We start from the raw sequence: 16,644 nt of genomic DNA on the forward strand, positions 1-16,644 counted from the left end.
CCATGCAGGTGCAGGAGCCCGCGCAGCGGGGCAAGCGGGTGCTCGTGATCGACGACGAGGAGGGCATGCGCGTCACGCTCGCCGCCAGCCTCGAGCTCGAGGGCTACGAGGTGGTGGAGGCGAGGGACGGCATCCACGCGCTCGAGCTCGTCCGGCAGCAGGCGTTCACGCTGGTCATCAGCGACATCCGCATGCCCGGGCTCAACGGCGTCGAGACGTTCCGGGAGCTCAAGAGGATCCAGCCGGAGCTCACCGTCGTGCTGATGACGGCGTTCGCGCTCGAGAGGCTCATCGAGGAGGCGATCGCCGAGGGCGTGTACACGGTGATCCACAAGCCGTTCTCGATGGACCACCTCGCGCGCATCGTCGCTCGCGCGGTGGACTCGCCGGCCGTCCTCGTGGTCGACGACATCCCGAGGGTCGCCGACGCGATCGTGGCGGTGCTCCGGGACGCGGGGCTGTCGGCCCACGCCGTCCACGATGGGCGGGCCGCCGTCCAGTACGTCGTCGAGCGGGGCATCGACGTCTGCGTGCTCGATCTCGTCATGCCCGATCAGGACGGCGTGACGACGTGCGCGCAGATGCGGGGGCTGAAGAAGCGCGTCACGGTGATCGCCATGACCGGCCACGCGGTCCCGGAGATGGTCAGCGCGATCATGAGCAAGGGCGGGTACGCGTGCCTGCACAAGCCGTTCGACGCGCGCGAGCTCATCCACACGATCGCCCGCGCGCGCGGGGACGCGGCGTATGGATGAGCGCGTGCGCCCGCCTCACGCGGGCGCGCGCCCGGCCGGGGAGGGGATCTCGCCGCGCGCGGGGTCGTCGCCCCGCGCGAAGTGGTCGGCCAGCACCATCGGGTCCTGCTCGCCGGCCTCGAGCAGCCACTCGCCGGCGAGCCGGTGGCCGAGCGCCCGGTCGCGATCCGTCAGCATCGCGTAGGCCGCCTCCCGCAAGAGCGGGTGGCAGAAGGCGATCTCCTCCTCACCCGCGAACCGGGAGCTCGGCCGGCGCTCGATGATCTCGCGCTCGACCAGCTCGGCCCACGCGTCGCGCTCGCTCGTCCCCGACGCCCCGGCGCCGAGCAGCGCGCGCACGCCGCCCACCCAGGCGACCTCCCCGAAGACGCTCGCCGCCCGCAGCTGCCGCCGCGCCTCGAGCCCGAGCGCCGCGAGGCGCGCCTCCGCCATGCCCAGCACCGTCTCCGGCAGCGCGCCGCCGCGCCCCTCCGAAAGGGCCCGGATGAGCTCCTCGAGATAGAAGGCGTTGCCCCCGGCCCGCTGGATGAGCGCGGAGATCTCCCCGGGCGCGAGCTGCCTGCCCGCGCCGCCGAGCGCGCTCCGCACGAGCTGCTCGGCCGCGCGGGCGGGCAGCTCGCGCAACCGGAGCTCCGAGAGGCCCCGCTCGGCCCAGAGCCTCGGGAAGACCGCGTGAACCTCGGGCCGGGCGAAGGCGAGCACCGCGTACGGCCGGTCGCCGAGCTCCCGCAGCGCCCGGTCGAAGATCCCCATCGAGGGCGCGTCCCCCCAGTGGAGATCCTCGAGCACGACGAGCACGGGGCGCGCGGCGGTCACGGCGCGCGCGTAGTCGAGGTACGCGCGCTGGATCCCCTCGGCCATCAGCGCCGGGCTGTGCCGCGCGGCCCGGAGCGCCGGCAGGTCCTCGTCGGGGAGGGGGGCGACGCCGAGCAGCTCGCCCAGGAACCCGCCCACCCGTAGCCCTTCCTCGCCCGAGAAGAGCGGCGCGAGGGCCTGCGCGAGCCTCCGTCGCCGCGCGTCGACGGCCTCGCCCGCGGCGATCCCGAGCGCGCCCCGCAGCGATCCGGCGAGCATGGCGAACGCGGCGCCCGTGCCGATGGAGTCGCCGCGGACGACGCTCAGGCTCACGTCGGGGTGGCGCTGGCGCAGCACCTCGACGGCCTCGTGGCGCAGGCGCGATTTGCCCATGCCCGCCGCGGCGGTCACCAGCGCCACCGCGGCGCGCCGCTCGGCGAAGCTCTCGTCGACGAGGTCGAGCAGGTGGCGCAGCTCCCGCTCGCGCCCGACGTGGGGGCTCGGCTTGCCCAGGAGCTTGCGCGGCCCCTCGCCGATCTCGCGCTCCGCCCTGAGCCAGGAGAGCCCGCCCCGCTCCACGACCTCGAAGCGCACGTCGAGCAGGGCGCGCGTCACCGCGTCGATGTGGACCCCCTCGCGCCGGCCCTCCGCGCGGCCGGGCGCGGCGGCTTCGTCCAGCAGGGCGGCCGCCCTGTCCAGCACCTCGCTGAGCGGCGATCGACCCGCCGGGTCGCCCCACCCCGTCACCAGCACGACCGCCGCGCCGGGGAGCTGCGCGCAGATCTCGAGCGCGCAGCGCGCCGCGAGCGCCGCCTGGTCGGTCGCGTTGCCCGCGCTCACCACGAGCGTCACCACCATCTCGTCGCCGAGCTCCTCCACCTGCGCGCCCAGCGGCATCGCCGCGCGGCGCACCACGGCGAGCGTGTTCGGCGGCGACGCGTGCAGATCGAGCGACTCTGTCGACTCGAAGAACGAGGCTTGCGCCGGCCGGACCGCCACCATCGAGATCAGGCGCTTCTCGCCCGTGGTGATGACCGCGCCGGGAACGGGGGCCGAGGACGCCTTGCTCCTCGTCCAGGCGCCGAGCGTGTCCAGGGTGCGCGCCACGGCCGCGCCGTCCTCGGGCCGCGCCGCGGGATCCTTGGCCAGCATCTGCGCGACGAGCTCGTCGAGCGCGTGGGGCACGTCGGGCCGCAGCTCCCTCGCCCTCGGCGGCTCCTCCAGGAGCAGCTTCCACACGAGCGCCATCGGGTGTTGCTTGCGGAACGCCGGCTTCCCGGTGAGGCACTCGTAGAGCACGCATCCGAGCGAGAAGATGTCCGCGCGCGCGTCCAGGTTGTCCCGCTCGCCCCGCGCCTGCTCCGGCGCCATGTAGCCCAGCGTGCCCAGCACCGCCGCCGTCCGCGTCAGCCGCGTCGAGGCGTCCGCCAGCTGCGCGATGCCGAAGTCGAGGAGCTTGACCCGATCGAGCGCGCCTTCGACCAGGAAGAGGTTGCTGGGCTTGATGTCGCGGTGCACGATCCCGCGCGCGTGCGCCGCGCCGAGCGCGTCTGCCACCGTCCTCACGAGGGCGATCGACTCGTCGATGCGCAGCTCCTGCCGCGCCAGCCGATCCGAGAGGCTCTCGCCGGAGAGCCACTCCATCGCGAGGTACAGCTCCCCCGTCGGCGCCATGCCGTGCGTCGCGTACCGCACGATGTGGGGGTGCTCCAGCCGGGAGAGCGTCTCTGCCTCGCGGAGAAAGCGCGCCTGCGCGCGCGCGTCCGCCGCCTTGCGCAGCAGCTTGACGGCGACCACCGTCCCGCTCGCGCGATCGACGGCCCGGTAAACGGTGCCCATGCCTCCGGATCCGGCGATCTCCGCCAGCTCGAAGCGGCCGTCCAGCAGCCTGCCAGCCAGCATGCGCGTGAAGGATGCACTCTCACTGGAGCGCGAGGCAAGGCGGACGAACGGCGCGAATGTGCCGTGGCACCTGCGCGGGGCGCGATGGCGGGCTCGGCCGGCGCGGGGGCGCGCCGTTCCGTTGTCGGGCCGGCGCCCGATCCGCGCCGAAGTGCTTCTGTCGAATCGGAACGACCCAGTCCCACGCGGTGCTGATGGATCGAGCCCTATCATGGCGGCTCGCTCCACCCCAAGAAGGCCGGCCGCGGACGCGCCCAGTCCGTTCAAAGGCCCGATCGCGGCGTGGACCGCGTTGGACAGGAGTCGTTACGAAGCGCTGTCTCCGCGATCGAGGTCGAGCCGCATGGCGCAGCGCTGCGCCGGGTCGAGGCCCTGGCGCGCCTCGTTCTCGAGGATCTCCGCGAGACGCGGGGACGCCTCGGCCGGCGACAGCTCGCGGAAGCCCATGGAGGCGTAGAACGGCCCGTTCCAGGGGACGGTCCGGAAGGTGGTCAAGGTCACCGCCTTCAGCCTCGCAGTCTGCGCCCACGCGATGACATGGGCGAGCAGGCGTCGCCCCAGCCCTTGCCCCTGGCGGTCGAGGACGACGTCGAGCTCGCGGACGTGGAGCTCGTCGCCGGCCACCTCGGCGCCCAGGAACGCGATCGGCGCGCCGGCGCCGTCGTCCATCACCCAGAGCGTCCCGGCCCGGAGCGCGCCGCGCCAGCCCTCCGCCGGCGTCACGTTCGTCAGGGCCTCGACGTCGAGGTCCGTCCCCCGGAACGCGTCGCTCGCCGAGCGCTCGATCTCGGGCAGGTGAGGCAGGTCGGACTCGACGGCAGGTCGGGTGAACGTTGATGTCATCGGGCTGCGCGGCGGTGCTAGGCAACCACGGGCGCCGCCGCAACCTCGGGGCGCGACGGGGCTCCGGGGGGGCGACCCCGGGGGGGCCGTCGGCGCCGCGCGCCGCGGCTGCTCGGGCCGTCGTGCACGGAAAGAGCGGCGTCGATTGAACGTTCCGCGGGCGTCCGGGAACTGAGGTCCATCCAGTCACGCAGCGGCGCCCCCACGGCGGGAGGCCCGAGGCGTGCTCGCAAGGAGCCACAGATGACGCTCGTCTCCTCGGCCCGCGCGGCGCGGAGCTCCGCGCCGCGATCCGCCCGGCGCCGGCTCGTGAAGCCGCTCCTCGGCCTCACGGTCTTCACGGCGCTCTTCGTCGTGCTCGCGTGGCGGCTCGACAGGCCCTCTGTGGCCGCCGGGCCGCTCGACGCGGCGGCCGGGAACCCGCTCGGCCAGCTCTCCCGCGCCGCCGCCGACCGGGCGCCCATCGCCGGCCTCGTCGAGGAGCGACTCCCGGCCGGCTCGTACACCTATGTCGCCGTGCGCACCGGCGAGGACCTCACATGGGCTGTCACCGTCGGCGACGCGCCGCCGCCCGGCACCCCGGTGCAGGTGCGGAGCATGGGTCGCAAGGCGAATTTCCACTCCCGCCGCCTCGCGCGGACGTTCCCGGACCTCGTCTTCGGGATCGTCTCGCGCGCTGACTGAGCCCCCGACAACGGACACAGCCTCCGGCAACGGACAAGAGCAGAGAGGACCATGATCATGACGACACGTGGATTCGACCAGATGCCGAGCGCGACGATCGCGCGATCCTCGGGCGCGCTCGCCGCCGCCGTCATCGCGGCGCTCGGCGCGATCCTGTCGGGGTGCAGCTCCGAGCCCGGCGGGAAGACGACCGACGCTCCCCTCACCGCGTGCACGGGGGGCGTGCTCGAAGCCGATCTGGAGGCAAGCCCGCTGAGCGGGCCCGGCGTCGACCCGGAGACCGGGAAGCTCCGGCCGCCTCCGGAGGGGTCGTCGTACGCGGTCAGCGCGACGTACGGGGTTCCACGGTCGGGCGACGCCGTGATGCAGCGATACGTGCAGATCTTCGGGGCGGTCCAGGCGGAGCTCGCGTCGCAGCCCGGCCTCCTGGCCATCCAGCTGGGCCAGTCGTCGTCCTGCGGCTCCGGGCGCACGCTGGCCGTGTGGGCCTCGACCGACGCGATGTACGAGTTCGTCATGGGCCCCGCCCACCTCGCGGCGATCGACGCCGCGGACGAGCTGCTCGAGCCCACCTACGTGGTCACCCACTGGGAGACGGCCGAGACCGATGGCATCACGCTGGCCGACTCGGTCCGTCGCATCCAGGCGCTCGACGCTCCGGCGCCATGAGCCGGCGCAGCGGCGGCCGCGCCCTGCGCGCGCCGGCGACGCCTGGGCCGGCGGGGCGAGCCCCCGGGCTCAGCGGGCGGCCGCGCGCTGCGCGCTGAGGCGGCTCATCGCGTAGGCGAGCCCGCTCTGGAGCGTGCCTTGCGTGGTGATCCGGCCGAAGTCGATGCCCAGCCCGACCAGCGTCCTGGCGATCTCCGGGCCGATGCCCACCATCACGCTCCGGCAGCCGAGCAGCTCTGCCGCCTGCACGGCGCGCATCAGGTGGCGCGCCACGGCGGAGTCGATCACCGGCACGCCGGTGATGTCGAGGATCACGAACTCCGCGCGCCGCTGGCCGATGGCCGCGAGCAGGCTCTCCAGCGCCTGGGCCGCGCGCCGATCGCTCATCTCGCCGACCAGCGGGATGAGCAGGATCCCCTCCCAGACCTGGATGACCGGCATGGCCACCCGATCGAGCAGCTCCGCCTGCATCTGGATGATCGCGCGCTGCTCCCGGTTCTCGGCCGCCATCCGCTCGGCCTCCATGTGCCGCTGCTTCAGGTCGGTGATGTCCGTGATGAGCCCGCACAGGCCGACCACCTCCCCCTGAGCGTTCTTCATGGGGAACTTGCGGGTCCAGATCGTGCGCGCCACCCCGTCCGAGCCCGTGGCGCTCTCCTCGTTCTCGTTCGGCTCACCCGAGTTGAAGACGCCGTCGTCGTAGCTCCAGAAGACATCGGCCTGCTCCTTCGGCCAGTAGTCCGGGTCGCTGCGGCCGATCAGATCCTCGTAGCGCTGCCCGATCAACCTGCAGAAGCCCGGGTTGCAGGCGATCCAGCGATGTCGCCGATCTTTGACGAAGATGGGATCCGGGATGGTGTCGATCACGAGCTGGAGCAGCCCGAAGGTCTTCCAGTCCGAGACGTCGATGCAGCGGAGTGTGAACGCCATTCAGCCAAGCCCATCTCCCCCGACCCCGACCAGCCTCCCTTTATCAGGCATCGTGGATGGCCATGCAAGGGCAGAAATGCGGCGGATCACCGCGAAGACGCCGGAGGCGTGTGCGTGCCCCGCCCGATTCAGGGAGCGCCTGAGTGTGCCTCGCCTTGCTAGCTGCCGCTACATGATGACGCGAGGGTTCGACGGCAGGCGCGCGCGAACTCGATGTTTGCTTCCTTTGCCTCGTCTGCCTTGTCTGCTTCGTCTGCTTCGTCTGCTTCGTCTTCAGCGCTCGTCGCGGCCGAGGGGGGACCCTGCCGCTGTCCTCTCGCGGCGTCTGCTCGCCGGCAGCAAGCCGGAGGGGGCGGCGACCTCGGCGCGCCCTCCCGGAGGTCCCCCGTCGCGTCGTCGACGAGAGCCAGCCCTCCGTCCAGATTCGACCGCGAGGCGTGATCACCACGGCACCGTCCGGGAATTCATCGGGGCCGTATGGCAGACCACCGCGCAGGCGAAACGTCCACAGAGAGAACTCGCCACCTCGTCGATTCATTCCCCGCACTCTGCACAAGGAAGATCGAGCGAGGCGCGCCGAGGCAGGTGTCCCTGCCCGCTGGGACGCCTTTTTCGAGGTGCATTGGACCGCTGGAGGCCCTGGAGTCCCGTCCCGCATGAAAATCGTCGAACTCCGCGCCACCACCGTCACCGTGCCGCTAGAAGCGCCCCTGCGTCACGCCAACGGCTGTCACTGGGGCCGCTTCGTGCGCACGATCGTCGAGATCGAGGCGGACAACGGGCTGATCGGCCTCGGTGAGATGGGCGGCGGCGGCGAGTCGGCCGAGGCCGTGTTCCGGGCGATGAAGGGCTACCTCGTCGGCCACGATCCCGCCCGCCTCGAGGAGATGCGGTTCAAGATCGCGAACCCGACGGCCTCTCTTTATAACAACCGCACCCAGGTCCTCGCCGCGCTGGAGTTCGCGTGCCTCGACCTGCTCGGACAGGCCTTCGGCGTGCCGGTCCACGATCTCCTCGGCGGCAAGCTGCAGGACGAGGTGCCGTTCGCGTCCTACCTCTTCTTCCGCTACCCGAACGCCGACGGGTCAGGCGAGGTGCGGACGCCAACGCAGCTCGTCGAGCAGGCGAAGGCGCTGAAGAAGACGTACGGGTTCACCTCGCACAAGCTCAAGGGCGGCGTGTTCCACCCGGACTACGAGCTCGAGTGTTACCGCGCTGTCGCCGCCGCCGTGGGCGAGGATCGCGTCCGCTTCGATCCGAACGCGGTCTGGTCGACGGAGCAGGGCATCCGCTTCGGGCAGGCGATCGAGGACCTGAACAACGACTACCTCGAGGACCCCGTCTTCGGCCTCCACGCGATGCGACGCACCCGCGAGAAGGTGCGGATGCCGCTCGCGACGAACACCGTGGTCGTGGGCTTCGAGCAGCTCGCCGCGAACGTCCTCGACACGGCGGTGGACGTCATCCTGCTCGACACGACGTTCTGGGGCGGCATCCGGCCGTGCGTGAAGGCGGCGGGGATCTGCGAGACCTTCGGCCTCGGCGTCGCCGTCCACTCCTCGGGCGAGCTCGGCGTGCAGCTCGCGACGATGCTGCACCTCGGCGCCGTCATCCCGAACCTCTCGTTCGCCGCCGACGCGCACTATCACCACCTGCGCGACGACGTGATCCAGGGAGGCCCGCTCCCGTACCGGAACGGCCGTATCCGCGTCCCCGCCGGTCCCGGCCTGGGCGTCCGCCTCGATCGCGAGAAGCTCGCTCACTACGCCGAGGAGTACCGCCGGCTGGGCGCTTATCCGTACGACAAGGACCCGCTGCGGCCGGCCTGGTGCGCGACCGTGCCGAACGACCGCTGGGCCGATCCGAAGGACGACCGAATCCCCGAGGTGCCGAGATGACCCTCGCCGAGCGCGTGGCCGCGGCCGTCGACGCCGCGCCCATCATCGATCTTCACACCCACCTCTTCGCGCCCCAGTTCCCCGCGCTGAACCTCTGGGGCGTCGACGAGCTCCTCACGTACCATTACCTCGTCGCCGAGGCCCTGCGCGCCGAGCCGAAGGTCACGCCCGAGGCGTTCTTCGCGCTCGACAAGAAGGCGCAGGCCGATCTCGTGTGGGCGTCGCTCTTCGTCCGCCGATCGCCGCTGTCCGAGGCCACCGCGGGCGTCGCGACGGTGCTCGCCGCGTTCGGGCTCGACCCCGCCGCGCCCGATCTTCGCGAGGCCCGCGCCTTCTTCGCCGAGCGCCGGGTCGAGGATCACCTGGAGGACGTGCTGCGGCTCTCGGGCGTGAGCGCGCTCGCGATGACGAACGATCCGACCGACCCGGCGGAGCGCGCGATCTGGGACGCGGGCGCCACGCCGGATCCTCGGTTCTACACGGCGCTGCGCCTCGATCGGCTCATCCACGCGGACGATCTCGCGCCCGAGCTCGAGCGGTGGATCGCCCGCATGCGGCCGCGCTACCTGGCGATCTCGGTCAACGAGGTCTCGGCGCCGCCCCGGGCCGTGCTGGACGCGTGCCGCGATCACGGGCTGCCGTTCGCCATGATGATCGGCGTCCGGCGCGCGGTGAACCCCCGCCTCGGCGTGGCCGGCGACGGGGTGAGCACGGTCGACCTGACCCCGCTCGAGCGGCTCGCCGGGGAGAACCCCGACGTGCGCTTCCTCGTCACGACGCTCGCGCGCGAGAACACGCACCCCCTCTGCGTCGTGGCGCGCAAGTTCGCCAACGTCCTGCCGTTCGGCTGCTGGTGGTTCATGAACAACCCGAGCCTCATCGAGGAGACGACGATGATGCGCCTGGAGATGCTCGGGCCGACCTTCGTGCCGCAGCACTCCGACGCGCGCGTCCTCGACCAGCTCATCTACAAGTGGCGCCACTCGCGGCGGTCGATCGCTTCAGCGCTGGCCCGGCGCTACGGGGCGATGCCCGTCCCGCCGACCGACGCGCAGATCGAGCGCGACGCGCGGGCGCTCCTCGGGGGCATCGCGAAGGACTGGCTGGGAGCATGACGGACCGCTTCGACATCTCGGGCCGCACGGCCGTCGTCGTCGGTGGCACCTCCGGTACCGGGCGCGCGATCGCCCTCGGCCTCGCCGAGGCGGGCGCCCACACCGTCGCGACGGGCACCCGCGCGGACCGCATCCAGGCGGTCGCCGCCGAGATCCGCGAGCGGGGCGTCCGCTCGATCGAGGCGGCGTGCGACGTCGGCGATCGCGCGACGCTCGACGCCCTGCGCGACCGCGTGATCGAGGCGTTCGGCGGCGTCGACATCCTCGTCAACTGCGCCGGTCGGACCTTCCGGAAGCCCACCGCCGAGGTCGGAGAGGCCGAGTGGGGCAGCCTGCTCGACACGAACGTCACCGGCATGCTGCGCGCCTGCCAGGCCTTCCATGGCCCGTTGAAGGACAGCGGCCGGGGCCGCATCGTCAACATCGCCTCGCTGTCGAGCTTCGTCGCGTTCCACGAGGTCGCGGCCTACGGAGCGTCGAAGGCGGCGGTGCTGGCGCTCACCCGGAGCCTCGGCGCCGAGTGGGCGAAGCACGGTATCCGGACGAACGCGCTCGTGCCGGGCGTGTTCGTGACGGACCTCAACCGCGCCCTCCTCAACGGCACAGGGCGCGGGCAGGAGCTGCTCGCTCGCACGCCCCTCGGCCGCTTCGGCGACACGCAGGAGCTGGTCGGCGCGGCCCTCTTTCTCTGCTCCGACGCGGTGAGCTTCATCACTGGCACGAGCATCACAGTCGACGGTGGATTCCTCGCCTCCGGGGTGAACCAATGACCGCAGCGTCTCCCGTGGCCCCGGCGACCGCCGGCGTCATGTCCCGCACGCGCTGGACCATCTGCGCGCTCCTCTTCTTCGCGACGACGATCAACTACCTCGATCGGCAGCTGTTCTCCCTGCTGATCCCGTTCTTCGAGAGCGAGCTGAAGCTCGGGCCGACGGATCTCGCGCTCATCAACGTGAGCTTCCTGCTCGCCTACGGCTTCGGCATGGTGTTCGTCGGTCGCTGGATCGACCGCGTCGGGCCGCGCAAGGGGCTCAGCGCGACGTTCCTTCTCTGGAACATCGCCTCGGCCGGCCACGCCGTCGTCGGCAGCTTCGCCGGCTTCGCCGGGATCCGCTTCCTGCTCGGGGTCGGCGAGGCCGGCAACTTCCCGGCCGCCGTCCGCACCGTGGCGGAGTGGTTCCCCAAGAAGGAGAGGGCGCTCGCGACAGGGCTGTTCAACTGCGGCTCCAACGTCGGCGCCATCCTGGCCCCGCTCCTGGCGGTGCGCATCGCGGAGGCGTACGGGTGGCGGACCTGCTTCCTCCTCCTGAGCGGCGTCGGCGTCGTGTGGATCTTCTTCTGGACGCGCCTCTACCGGCGGCCCGAGGACCACCCGAAGGTGTCGCCCGAGGAGCTCGCGCACATCCGCTCCGACCCGAAGGAGGCGACAGAGTCCCTCGGCGTCGGCGAGGTGTTCGGGATGCGGCCCGTCTACGCGGTCGCGGCGGCGAAGTTCTTCACCGACGCGCCGTGGTGGTTCTACCTCACCTGGCTGCCGAAGTTCCTTGTCAGCGAGTTCAACCTGAAGCCGACCTTCATGGCCTACGCCATCCCCGTCGTGTTCCTCGTGGCGGACGGCGGCGCGGTCGGCGGCGGCTGGCTGTCCTCCAGGCTCATCGCGAGCGGCCGCTCGGTCGGCGCGGCGCGGAAGCTCGCGATGCTCGCGTGCGCGCTCTCCGCGGTGCCCGTCATGTCCGTCGGGCTCCTCGTCGATGTCCCGAGCGTCGCGGGCATCCCCACGATCTACGTCGCGGTCGCGATCCTGTCGCTCGCCGCGGCAGCGCACCAGGGCTGGAGCAGCAACCTCTACACGCTCGTCTCGGACGCCCTCCCGCGCCCGGCGATGGCCACGGTGGTCGGCGTCATGACGGCGTTCGGCGTCGTCGGCGGGGCGCTCTTCCAGATCTTCGTCGGCTGGGCGCTCACGGCCACGGGCTCGTACGTCCTGCCGTTCCTGCTCGCGGGGACGCTGTACCTCGTCGGACTGCTCGCGCTGCACCTCATCCTGCCGCGCGTCGAGCCGGTCGCGCCGAAGCGGCGCGTGCCGAACGCGGCGGTCGTCGCCGGCGGCCTGGTGATGCTCGCCAGCATCGCGGGGCTGCAGTTCGCCCTCAACCGCCCTGCGTACACCTCGGTCGACCAGTACCGGGCGACCCGGCCGGCCCAGCTGAATGCGACGGGCGCGCCGGTCGAGGGCCCCGCCGCCCACGTGGGCTGGATGGACGCGCGCTGGTACCTCTGGCCGACGGCCGCGGGGACCAAGGCGGAGCTCGTCAAGTTCGACCGCGATGGGCGGCCCATCGTCGAGGGGAAGGGCGCTGCCGCCAAGGGCTACACGGGCCCGTCCGCCGCAGAGGTCGAGTCGTCCCGCGCGCCAGGAGGCGATCGGTAATCACCGCCGTCGGCCCGCCCCATCGCATCTCCGCGACTGCGGCGGCCCTTGAACCCTGCTTGTCCACCAGCTCTTCCGCCACGCGGCCTGAACCACTGCAAGTAAGCCATGTCCTTCACGCTCCGTGATCCTTCCACCTGCCGCTGGGATCTCGTGTCCCTCGGCGAGGTCATGCTGCGCCTCGATCCCGGCGACGGGCGGATCTCCACCGCCCGCAGCTTCCAGGCCTGGGAGGGAGGCGGCGAGTACAACGTCGCCCGCGGCCTGCGCCGCTGTTTCCGGCTCAGGTCGGCCATCGTGACCGCCCTCGCGGACAACCCCGTCGGCCGCCTGCTCGAAGACCTGATGCTGCAGGGCGGCGTGGATCTCACGCACGTCCGCTGGGCGACGCACGACGGCGTGGGGCGCCTCGTGCGCAACGGCCTGAACTTCACCGAGCGGGGCTTCGGCATCCGCGGGGCGGTCGGCCTCTCGGACCGTGGCCACACGGCCGCGTCCCAGCTGAAGCCCGGCGAGATCGACTGGGATACGATCTTCGGCGCCGAGGGCACGCGGTGGTTCCATACCGGCGGTATCTTCGCCGCGCTCTCCGAGACCACGCCTTCCGTGGCGAAGGAGGCGATGGAGGCGGCCAGGCGGCACGGCGTCGTCGTCTCCTACGATCTCAACTACCGTCCGTCGCTCTGGAAGTCGATCGGTGGTCAGGCCCGCGCGCAGGAGGTCAATCGAGCGCTCGCGCCGTACGTCGACGTGATGCTGGGCAACGAGGAGGATTTCACGGCTGCCCTGGGCTTCGAGGTCGAGGGCGTCGACGAGGGGCACGCCAACCTGCGCGTCGGCGCGTTCGAGAGCATGATCGAGCGCGTCCTCTCGGTGTTTCCGAACATCCGGGCGGTGGCGACGACGCTCCGCGTGGCGACCTCGGCGACGCGCAACGACTGGAGCGCGGTGCTGTACCAGGGCGGCCAGCTCTACAGGGCGCCCGAGCGCAAGGACCTGGAGATCTTCGATCGCGTGGGCGGCGGCGACTCGTTCGCCTCGGGGCTCATCTACGGCTTTTTGATGGGCAAGGGGCCGCAGTGGGCGGTCGATTGCGGCGCGGCGCACGGGGCGCTCGCGATGACGACGCCCGGCGACACGACGATGGCGACCCTCGACGAGGTGCTCAAGGCGATGAAGATGGGCACTTCCCGGGTGGACCGATGAACAAGCAATCCGTGCTCGAGTGGATCGCGCGTGGCCGCATCGTCCCTGTCGTGCGCGCCGGCTCGGCCGACGAGGCGCTGCAGGCGGTCGAGGCCCTCCTCGAGGGGGGGATCGACGTGCTCGAGATCACGATGACCGTGCCCGGCGCGGTCGAGGTCGTGCGCGAGGTCGCCGCGCGCCACGGCGATCGGGCGCTCGTGGGCGCCGGGACGGTGCTCGACGCCCGCACCGCCGAGGCGTGCGTCGAGGCCGGGGCGCGCTTCGTCGTCAGCCCTGCGCTCGACGAGGCGACGGTGAGGGCGTGCGTCGCGATGAACGTCGTCCACGCCCCGGGCGCGCTCACGCCCACCGAGGTCGTGGCGGCGCACCGGGCGGGCGGAGACGTCGTGAAGGTGTTCCCGTGCGACGCCCTCGGCGGCGCCTCGTACCTCAAGGCGCTCAAGGCGCCGCTGCCCCATATCCCGCTCATGCCCACGGGCGGCGTGACGCTGCAGAACGTGGGCACCTTCTTCGCGGCGGGCGCGGTGGCGGTCGGCGTCGGCGGCAACCTCGTGGATCTCAAGCTCCTGCGCGACGGGCGGCGCGACGAGCTCGTCGCCCGCGCCCGTGCGTTCTGCGACGCGGGCCGCGCGTCCTGAGGGAGCGCGCAGGAGGCGCGCCCGCCGTTCACCCTGTCGTTTCCAGCGGCTCCCCGGGGGGAGACGGGCGTGGTGCGCGCGCTGCGCGGTGCGACGTAAAATGTAGTTAAAACAAATAGTTACGGCGTTTGCAGGGGATTCCCGGCGCCATGGATAACCCAGGGGCTTCGAACATGAATCAATCGAAGGTTGCGAACCTAGTCGGTGCGTCGATTTTCTTCGTGGCGGCGGTCGCGCGCGCCCAGACTCCCCCGCCGGCGCCGGACGCGGCCGCCCCGCAGGCCGCTGCGCCGGCCCAGCCGGCGGACGCGCAGGCGCCGGCCACGCCGCCGCCGGACGCGGCTGCACCGGCGGCGCCGCCGGTGGAGGCCGTCAAGCCGGCCTCCAAGGATCCGGTCCCCGTCACCGCCAAGTGGAAGGCCACGATCTACGGGATGGCGGAGTTCGACATCATGCACGACTCCACCCAGAGCTTCGGGGAGTCGGTCGGGGCCACGGTGATCCAGCGCGAGGACACCTACGCCGGCTCGCACGGCCGCACGCACTTCACGACGCGGAACTCCAGGTTCGGCGTCAAGGTGACCGCGCCCGAGGTGTCCGGGATCAAGACCACGGCCATGCTGGAGCTCGACTTCTTCGGCAATCAGCCGCCCACCGTCTCCGAGGCCTCGCTGGTGAGCAGCGGCACCTTCCGTTTGCGTCAGGCCAACATCAAGGTCGAAACGGACTACGTCGACCTGTTGATTGGACAGGGCTATCACCTGTTCGGGTGGCAGCCGTACTTCTTCCCGGCCACGACGTCCTTCTTCCCGGTGATGAACCAGGTGTTCGGGCGGATGCCGCAGCTGCGCGTCGGCCACAACTTCAAGTCGGACGCCGCCAATGTGGAGCTCGCCGCTGCCGTCCTCAAGCCGCCGCAGCGCGACTCCGAGGTGCCTGACATGCAGGCGGGGTTGCGCGTCGGCTTCAACGGCTGGAAGGGGATCCACACGCTCGGCGCCGCCGGGATGCTGCACGACCCGCTGACGCTCGGCGTCTCGGGCATCTTCCGCCGTTTCAGGGTCAACGAGCACTCCGCCGCCCCGATCGAGTCGAGCTCGGCCAGCGGCTACGGGATCTCCGTCGATGCGCTGCTCCCGATCCTCCCGGCCAAGTCGCTGGAGGAGTCCGGCAACGCGCTGACATTGACCGGCTCGTTCTTCACGGGCACGGGCATCTCGGACGTGGTCGGCGTGGCGAGCAACGTGCCGAACCCGGCGCTCCCTGACGCCGGAGCGACCTATACGCCGAACATCGACAGCGGCCTCGCCGTGTACGACGCGAACAACAAGCTGAAGACGATCGGCTGGACGGGGTTCATGGTCGGGCTCCAGTACTATCTGCCGCCCTCGGGGCGCTTCTCCGTCTCCGGCAACTACACCCAGGGCTCGAACGACCGGGTGACCGAGGAGAACGACTACGGCGCGCTCCGCGCGGCCTACCACGAGTCGCGCTACATCGACGGGAACCTGTTCGCCGACATCACGCCGGCCGTCCGCGCGGGCCTCTCGTTCCAGTACTCGGAGCAGACCTTCGCGGACGACGTGACCGCGACCAACGAGCGCATCAAGCTGTCCCTCTACAGCTTCTTCTGAGCGACGGCGGTGGGCGGCCCGGGCCGCGTTCGATCCGCGCGCTCTCGCGCGACGCCTTCGCGAGCCAGCTCGCGGGGGCAGTGCTCGCGCTGCTCGACCAAGGCGCCGGGGCTTGCTCCCGCTCGCGAGATTGCTTCGGATGGCGCGCTCGGGAGCGTACCATCGGCTCCGACCCATCATGGACGCCGCCACCACGACGTACGAGGTCTTCGCCGCTGCGCAGTGGGGCTGCCTGCGCGCGGCCACGCCGCTCACCCTCACCGAGGCCGACCTCGTGGTCTTGCGGGGCCTCAATGATCGGCTCTCGCTCGACGAGGTCGCGACGATTTACTTGCCGCTCTCGCGGCTGCTCAACCTTCACGTAGGCGCGGCGCAGCAGCTCCGCCGCGTGAAGGACACCTTCCTTGGCCGCCCCACCGCGCGGCGGCCTTTCGTGATCGGCATTGCCGGGTCGGTCGCGGTGGGCAAGAGCACGACCGCGCGCGTGCTGCAAGCGCTGCTCGCGCGATGGCCTGACCACCCGCGGGTGGACCTGGTGACCACCGACGGCTTCCTGTACCCCAACGCGGTGCTCGCCTCGCGCGGCGGCCTGCACCGCAAGGGGTTTCCCGAGAGCTACGATCTCGGGCGGCTGGTGAAGTTCCTCGCCGACCTCGAGGCGGGCGTCGAAGCGATCGACGTGCCGGTCTACTCGCACGCCACCTACGACGTGATCGCCGGGAAGGTGCAGACCGTGAGGCAGCCCGACGTCGTGATCCTCGAGGGCCTGAACGTGCTGCAGGGCCCCGACCGCGCCGCGGCGATCGCCGTCAGCGACTTCTTCGACATCGGGCTCTATGTCCACGCGGACGAGGCCGACATCGAGCGATGGTACGTCGAGCGCTTCTTCGCGCTGCGGGCCACGGCGTTCCGTGACCCCTCCTCGTATTTCCACCGTTATGCGGCGATGGGGGACGACGAGGCGCGCGCCTTCGCGTTGGAGGTCTGGCGCACGATCAACGGCCCCAACCTCACGGAGAACATCCTGCCGACGCGGGCACGCGCCGACGTCGTGCTGGAGAAGGGGCCCGACCACGCCGTGCGCGCCGTGTGGCTCCGCCGGCTCTGACGTGGAGGTCCACGGCCGGCGCAGAGCGTCTGTCGT

14 protein-coding genes are annotated in these 16,644 nt (G+C 71.6%); 11 read left to right on the top strand and 3 right to left on the bottom strand.

Translation table 11 applies throughout. The features are described from left to right. The first annotated feature begins 2 nt into the window (after positions 1-2). Positions 3-755 (top strand): response regulator, encoded by a 753-nt coding sequence (locus ACSRUE_RS22515; protein WP_437766255.1) that lies wholly within the window; start codon positions 3-5, stop codon positions 753-755. A 15-nt stretch (positions 756-770) separates the two neighbouring features. Here ACSRUE_RS22515 and ACSRUE_RS22520 read toward each other — a convergent pair whose 3' ends face one another. Together ACSRUE_RS22520 and ACSRUE_RS22525 are read right to left on the bottom strand one after the other, a co-directional pair. After that, positions 771-3,452 (bottom strand): protein kinase domain-containing protein, encoded by a 2,682-nt coding sequence (locus ACSRUE_RS22520; protein WP_441292791.1) that lies wholly within the window; start codon positions 3,450-3,452, stop codon positions 771-773. A gap of 306 nt (positions 3,453-3,758) precedes the next feature. After that, positions 3,759-4,295: a GNAT family N-acetyltransferase gene (locus tag ACSRUE_RS22525; protein ID WP_441292792.1), complete on the bottom strand. Its 537-nt coding sequence runs from the start codon at positions 4,293-4,295 to the stop codon at positions 3,759-3,761. A 243-nt stretch (positions 4,296-4,538) separates the two neighbouring features. On the opposite strand from ACSRUE_RS22525, the gene ACSRUE_RS22530 reads away from it, so the two are divergent. After that, positions 4,539-4,979, top strand: a complete 441-nt coding sequence (locus tag ACSRUE_RS22530) for a hypothetical protein (RefSeq protein WP_441292793.1) — start codon at positions 4,539-4,541, stop codon at positions 4,977-4,979. A 57-nt stretch (positions 4,980-5,036) separates the two neighbouring features. Next, a complete protein-coding gene (locus ACSRUE_RS22535) occupies positions 5,037-5,648 on the top strand; it encodes an antibiotic biosynthesis monooxygenase family protein (RefSeq protein WP_441292794.1) in 612 nt (203 codons plus the stop codon). 69 nt (positions 5,649-5,717) lie between these two features. On the opposite strand, the gene ACSRUE_RS22540 is transcribed toward ACSRUE_RS22535, so the two are convergent. Beyond that, positions 5,718-6,578, bottom strand: coding sequence for a PAS domain-containing protein (locus ACSRUE_RS22540; RefSeq protein WP_441292795.1), 861 nt, complete (start codon positions 6,576-6,578; stop codon positions 5,718-5,720). A 656-nt stretch (positions 6,579-7,234) separates the two neighbouring features. On the opposite strand from ACSRUE_RS22540, the gene ACSRUE_RS22545 reads away from it, so the two are divergent. From ACSRUE_RS22545 to coaA, 8 genes are all read left to right on the top strand, one after another. Next, positions 7,235-8,476 carry an enolase C-terminal domain-like protein gene (locus tag ACSRUE_RS22545; RefSeq protein ID WP_437766261.1) on the top strand — a complete coding sequence of 414 codons (1,242 nt, stop codon included), beginning with the start codon at positions 7,235-7,237 and terminating at the stop codon, positions 8,474-8,476. Continuing rightward, a complete protein-coding gene (locus ACSRUE_RS22550; protein ID WP_441292796.1) occupies positions 8,473-9,591 on the top strand; it encodes a hypothetical protein in 1,119 nt (372 codons plus the stop codon). Before ACSRUE_RS22545 ends, ACSRUE_RS22550 begins: the two co-directional genes overlap by 4 nt. After that, entirely contained in the window at positions 9,588-10,361 is a 774-nt protein-coding gene (locus ACSRUE_RS22555) for an SDR family NAD(P)-dependent oxidoreductase (protein WP_441292797.1), read from the top strand. Before ACSRUE_RS22550 ends, ACSRUE_RS22555 begins: the two co-directional genes overlap by 4 nt. Continuing rightward, entirely contained in the window at positions 10,358-12,022 is a 1,665-nt protein-coding gene (locus ACSRUE_RS22560; RefSeq protein WP_441292798.1) for an MFS transporter, read from the top strand. The genes ACSRUE_RS22555 and ACSRUE_RS22560 overlap by 4 nt, the downstream gene beginning before the upstream one ends. A gap of 108 nt (positions 12,023-12,130) precedes the next feature. Then, positions 12,131-13,228 (top strand): PfkB family carbohydrate kinase, encoded by a 1,098-nt coding sequence (locus ACSRUE_RS22565; protein WP_441292799.1) that lies wholly within the window; start codon positions 12,131-12,133, stop codon positions 13,226-13,228. Continuing rightward, complete coding sequence (locus tag ACSRUE_RS22570; protein WP_441292800.1) at positions 13,225-13,866, top strand: bifunctional 4-hydroxy-2-oxoglutarate aldolase/2-dehydro-3-deoxy-phosphogluconate aldolase; 642 nt, start codon at positions 13,225-13,227, stop codon at positions 13,864-13,866. Before ACSRUE_RS22565 ends, ACSRUE_RS22570 begins: the two co-directional genes overlap by 4 nt. Before the next feature lie 221 nt (positions 13,867-14,087). After that, a complete protein-coding gene (locus tag ACSRUE_RS22575; RefSeq protein WP_441292801.1) occupies positions 14,088-15,500 on the top strand; it encodes a hypothetical protein in 1,413 nt (470 codons plus the stop codon). 178 nt (positions 15,501-15,678) lie between these two features. Next, entirely contained in the window at positions 15,679-16,608 is a 930-nt protein-coding gene (coaA, locus tag ACSRUE_RS22580; protein ID WP_441292802.1) for a type I pantothenate kinase, read from the top strand. The last annotated feature ends 36 nt before the right edge of the window (positions 16,609-16,644 follow it).

Source organism: Sorangium sp. KYC3313 (assembly GCF_052075895.1).
Lineage (GTDB): Bacteria > Myxococcota_A > Polyangia > Polyangiales > Polyangiaceae > Sorangium > Sorangium cellulosum_B.

Bases quoted from the DNA above. Each gene is read 5' to 3' on its own strand.
- ACSRUE_RS22515 (WP_437766255.1), top strand. From the start codon at position 3: ATGCAGGTGCAGGAGCCCGCGCAGCGGGGCAAGCGGGTGCTCGTGATC.
- ACSRUE_RS22520 (WP_441292791.1), bottom strand. From the start codon at position 3,452: ATGCTGGCTGGCAGGCTGCTGGACGGCCGCTTCGAGCTGGCGGAGATC.
- ACSRUE_RS22525 (WP_441292792.1), bottom strand. From the start codon at position 4,295: ATGACATCAACGTTCACCCGACCTGCCGTCGAGTCCGACCTGCCTCAC.
- ACSRUE_RS22530 (WP_441292793.1), top strand. From the start codon at position 4,539: ATGACGCTCGTCTCCTCGGCCCGCGCGGCGCGGAGCTCCGCGCCGCGA.
- ACSRUE_RS22535 (WP_441292794.1), top strand. From the start codon at position 5,037: ATGACGACACGTGGATTCGACCAGATGCCGAGCGCGACGATCGCGCGA.
- ACSRUE_RS22540 (WP_441292795.1), bottom strand. From the start codon at position 6,578: ATGGCGTTCACACTCCGCTGCATCGACGTCTCGGACTGGAAGACCTTC.
- ACSRUE_RS22545 (WP_437766261.1), top strand. From the start codon at position 7,235: ATGAAAATCGTCGAACTCCGCGCCACCACCGTCACCGTGCCGCTAGAA.
- ACSRUE_RS22550 (WP_441292796.1), top strand. From the start codon at position 8,473: ATGACCCTCGCCGAGCGCGTGGCCGCGGCCGTCGACGCCGCGCCCATC.
- ACSRUE_RS22555 (WP_441292797.1), top strand. From the start codon at position 9,588: ATGACGGACCGCTTCGACATCTCGGGCCGCACGGCCGTCGTCGTCGGT.
- ACSRUE_RS22560 (WP_441292798.1), top strand. From the start codon at position 10,358: ATGACCGCAGCGTCTCCCGTGGCCCCGGCGACCGCCGGCGTCATGTCC.
- ACSRUE_RS22565 (WP_441292799.1), top strand. From the start codon at position 12,131: ATGTCCTTCACGCTCCGTGATCCTTCCACCTGCCGCTGGGATCTCGTG.
- ACSRUE_RS22570 (WP_441292800.1), top strand. From the start codon at position 13,225: ATGAACAAGCAATCCGTGCTCGAGTGGATCGCGCGTGGCCGCATCGTC.
- coaA (WP_441292802.1), top strand. From the start codon at position 15,679: ATGGACGCCGCCACCACGACGTACGAGGTCTTCGCCGCTGCGCAGTGG.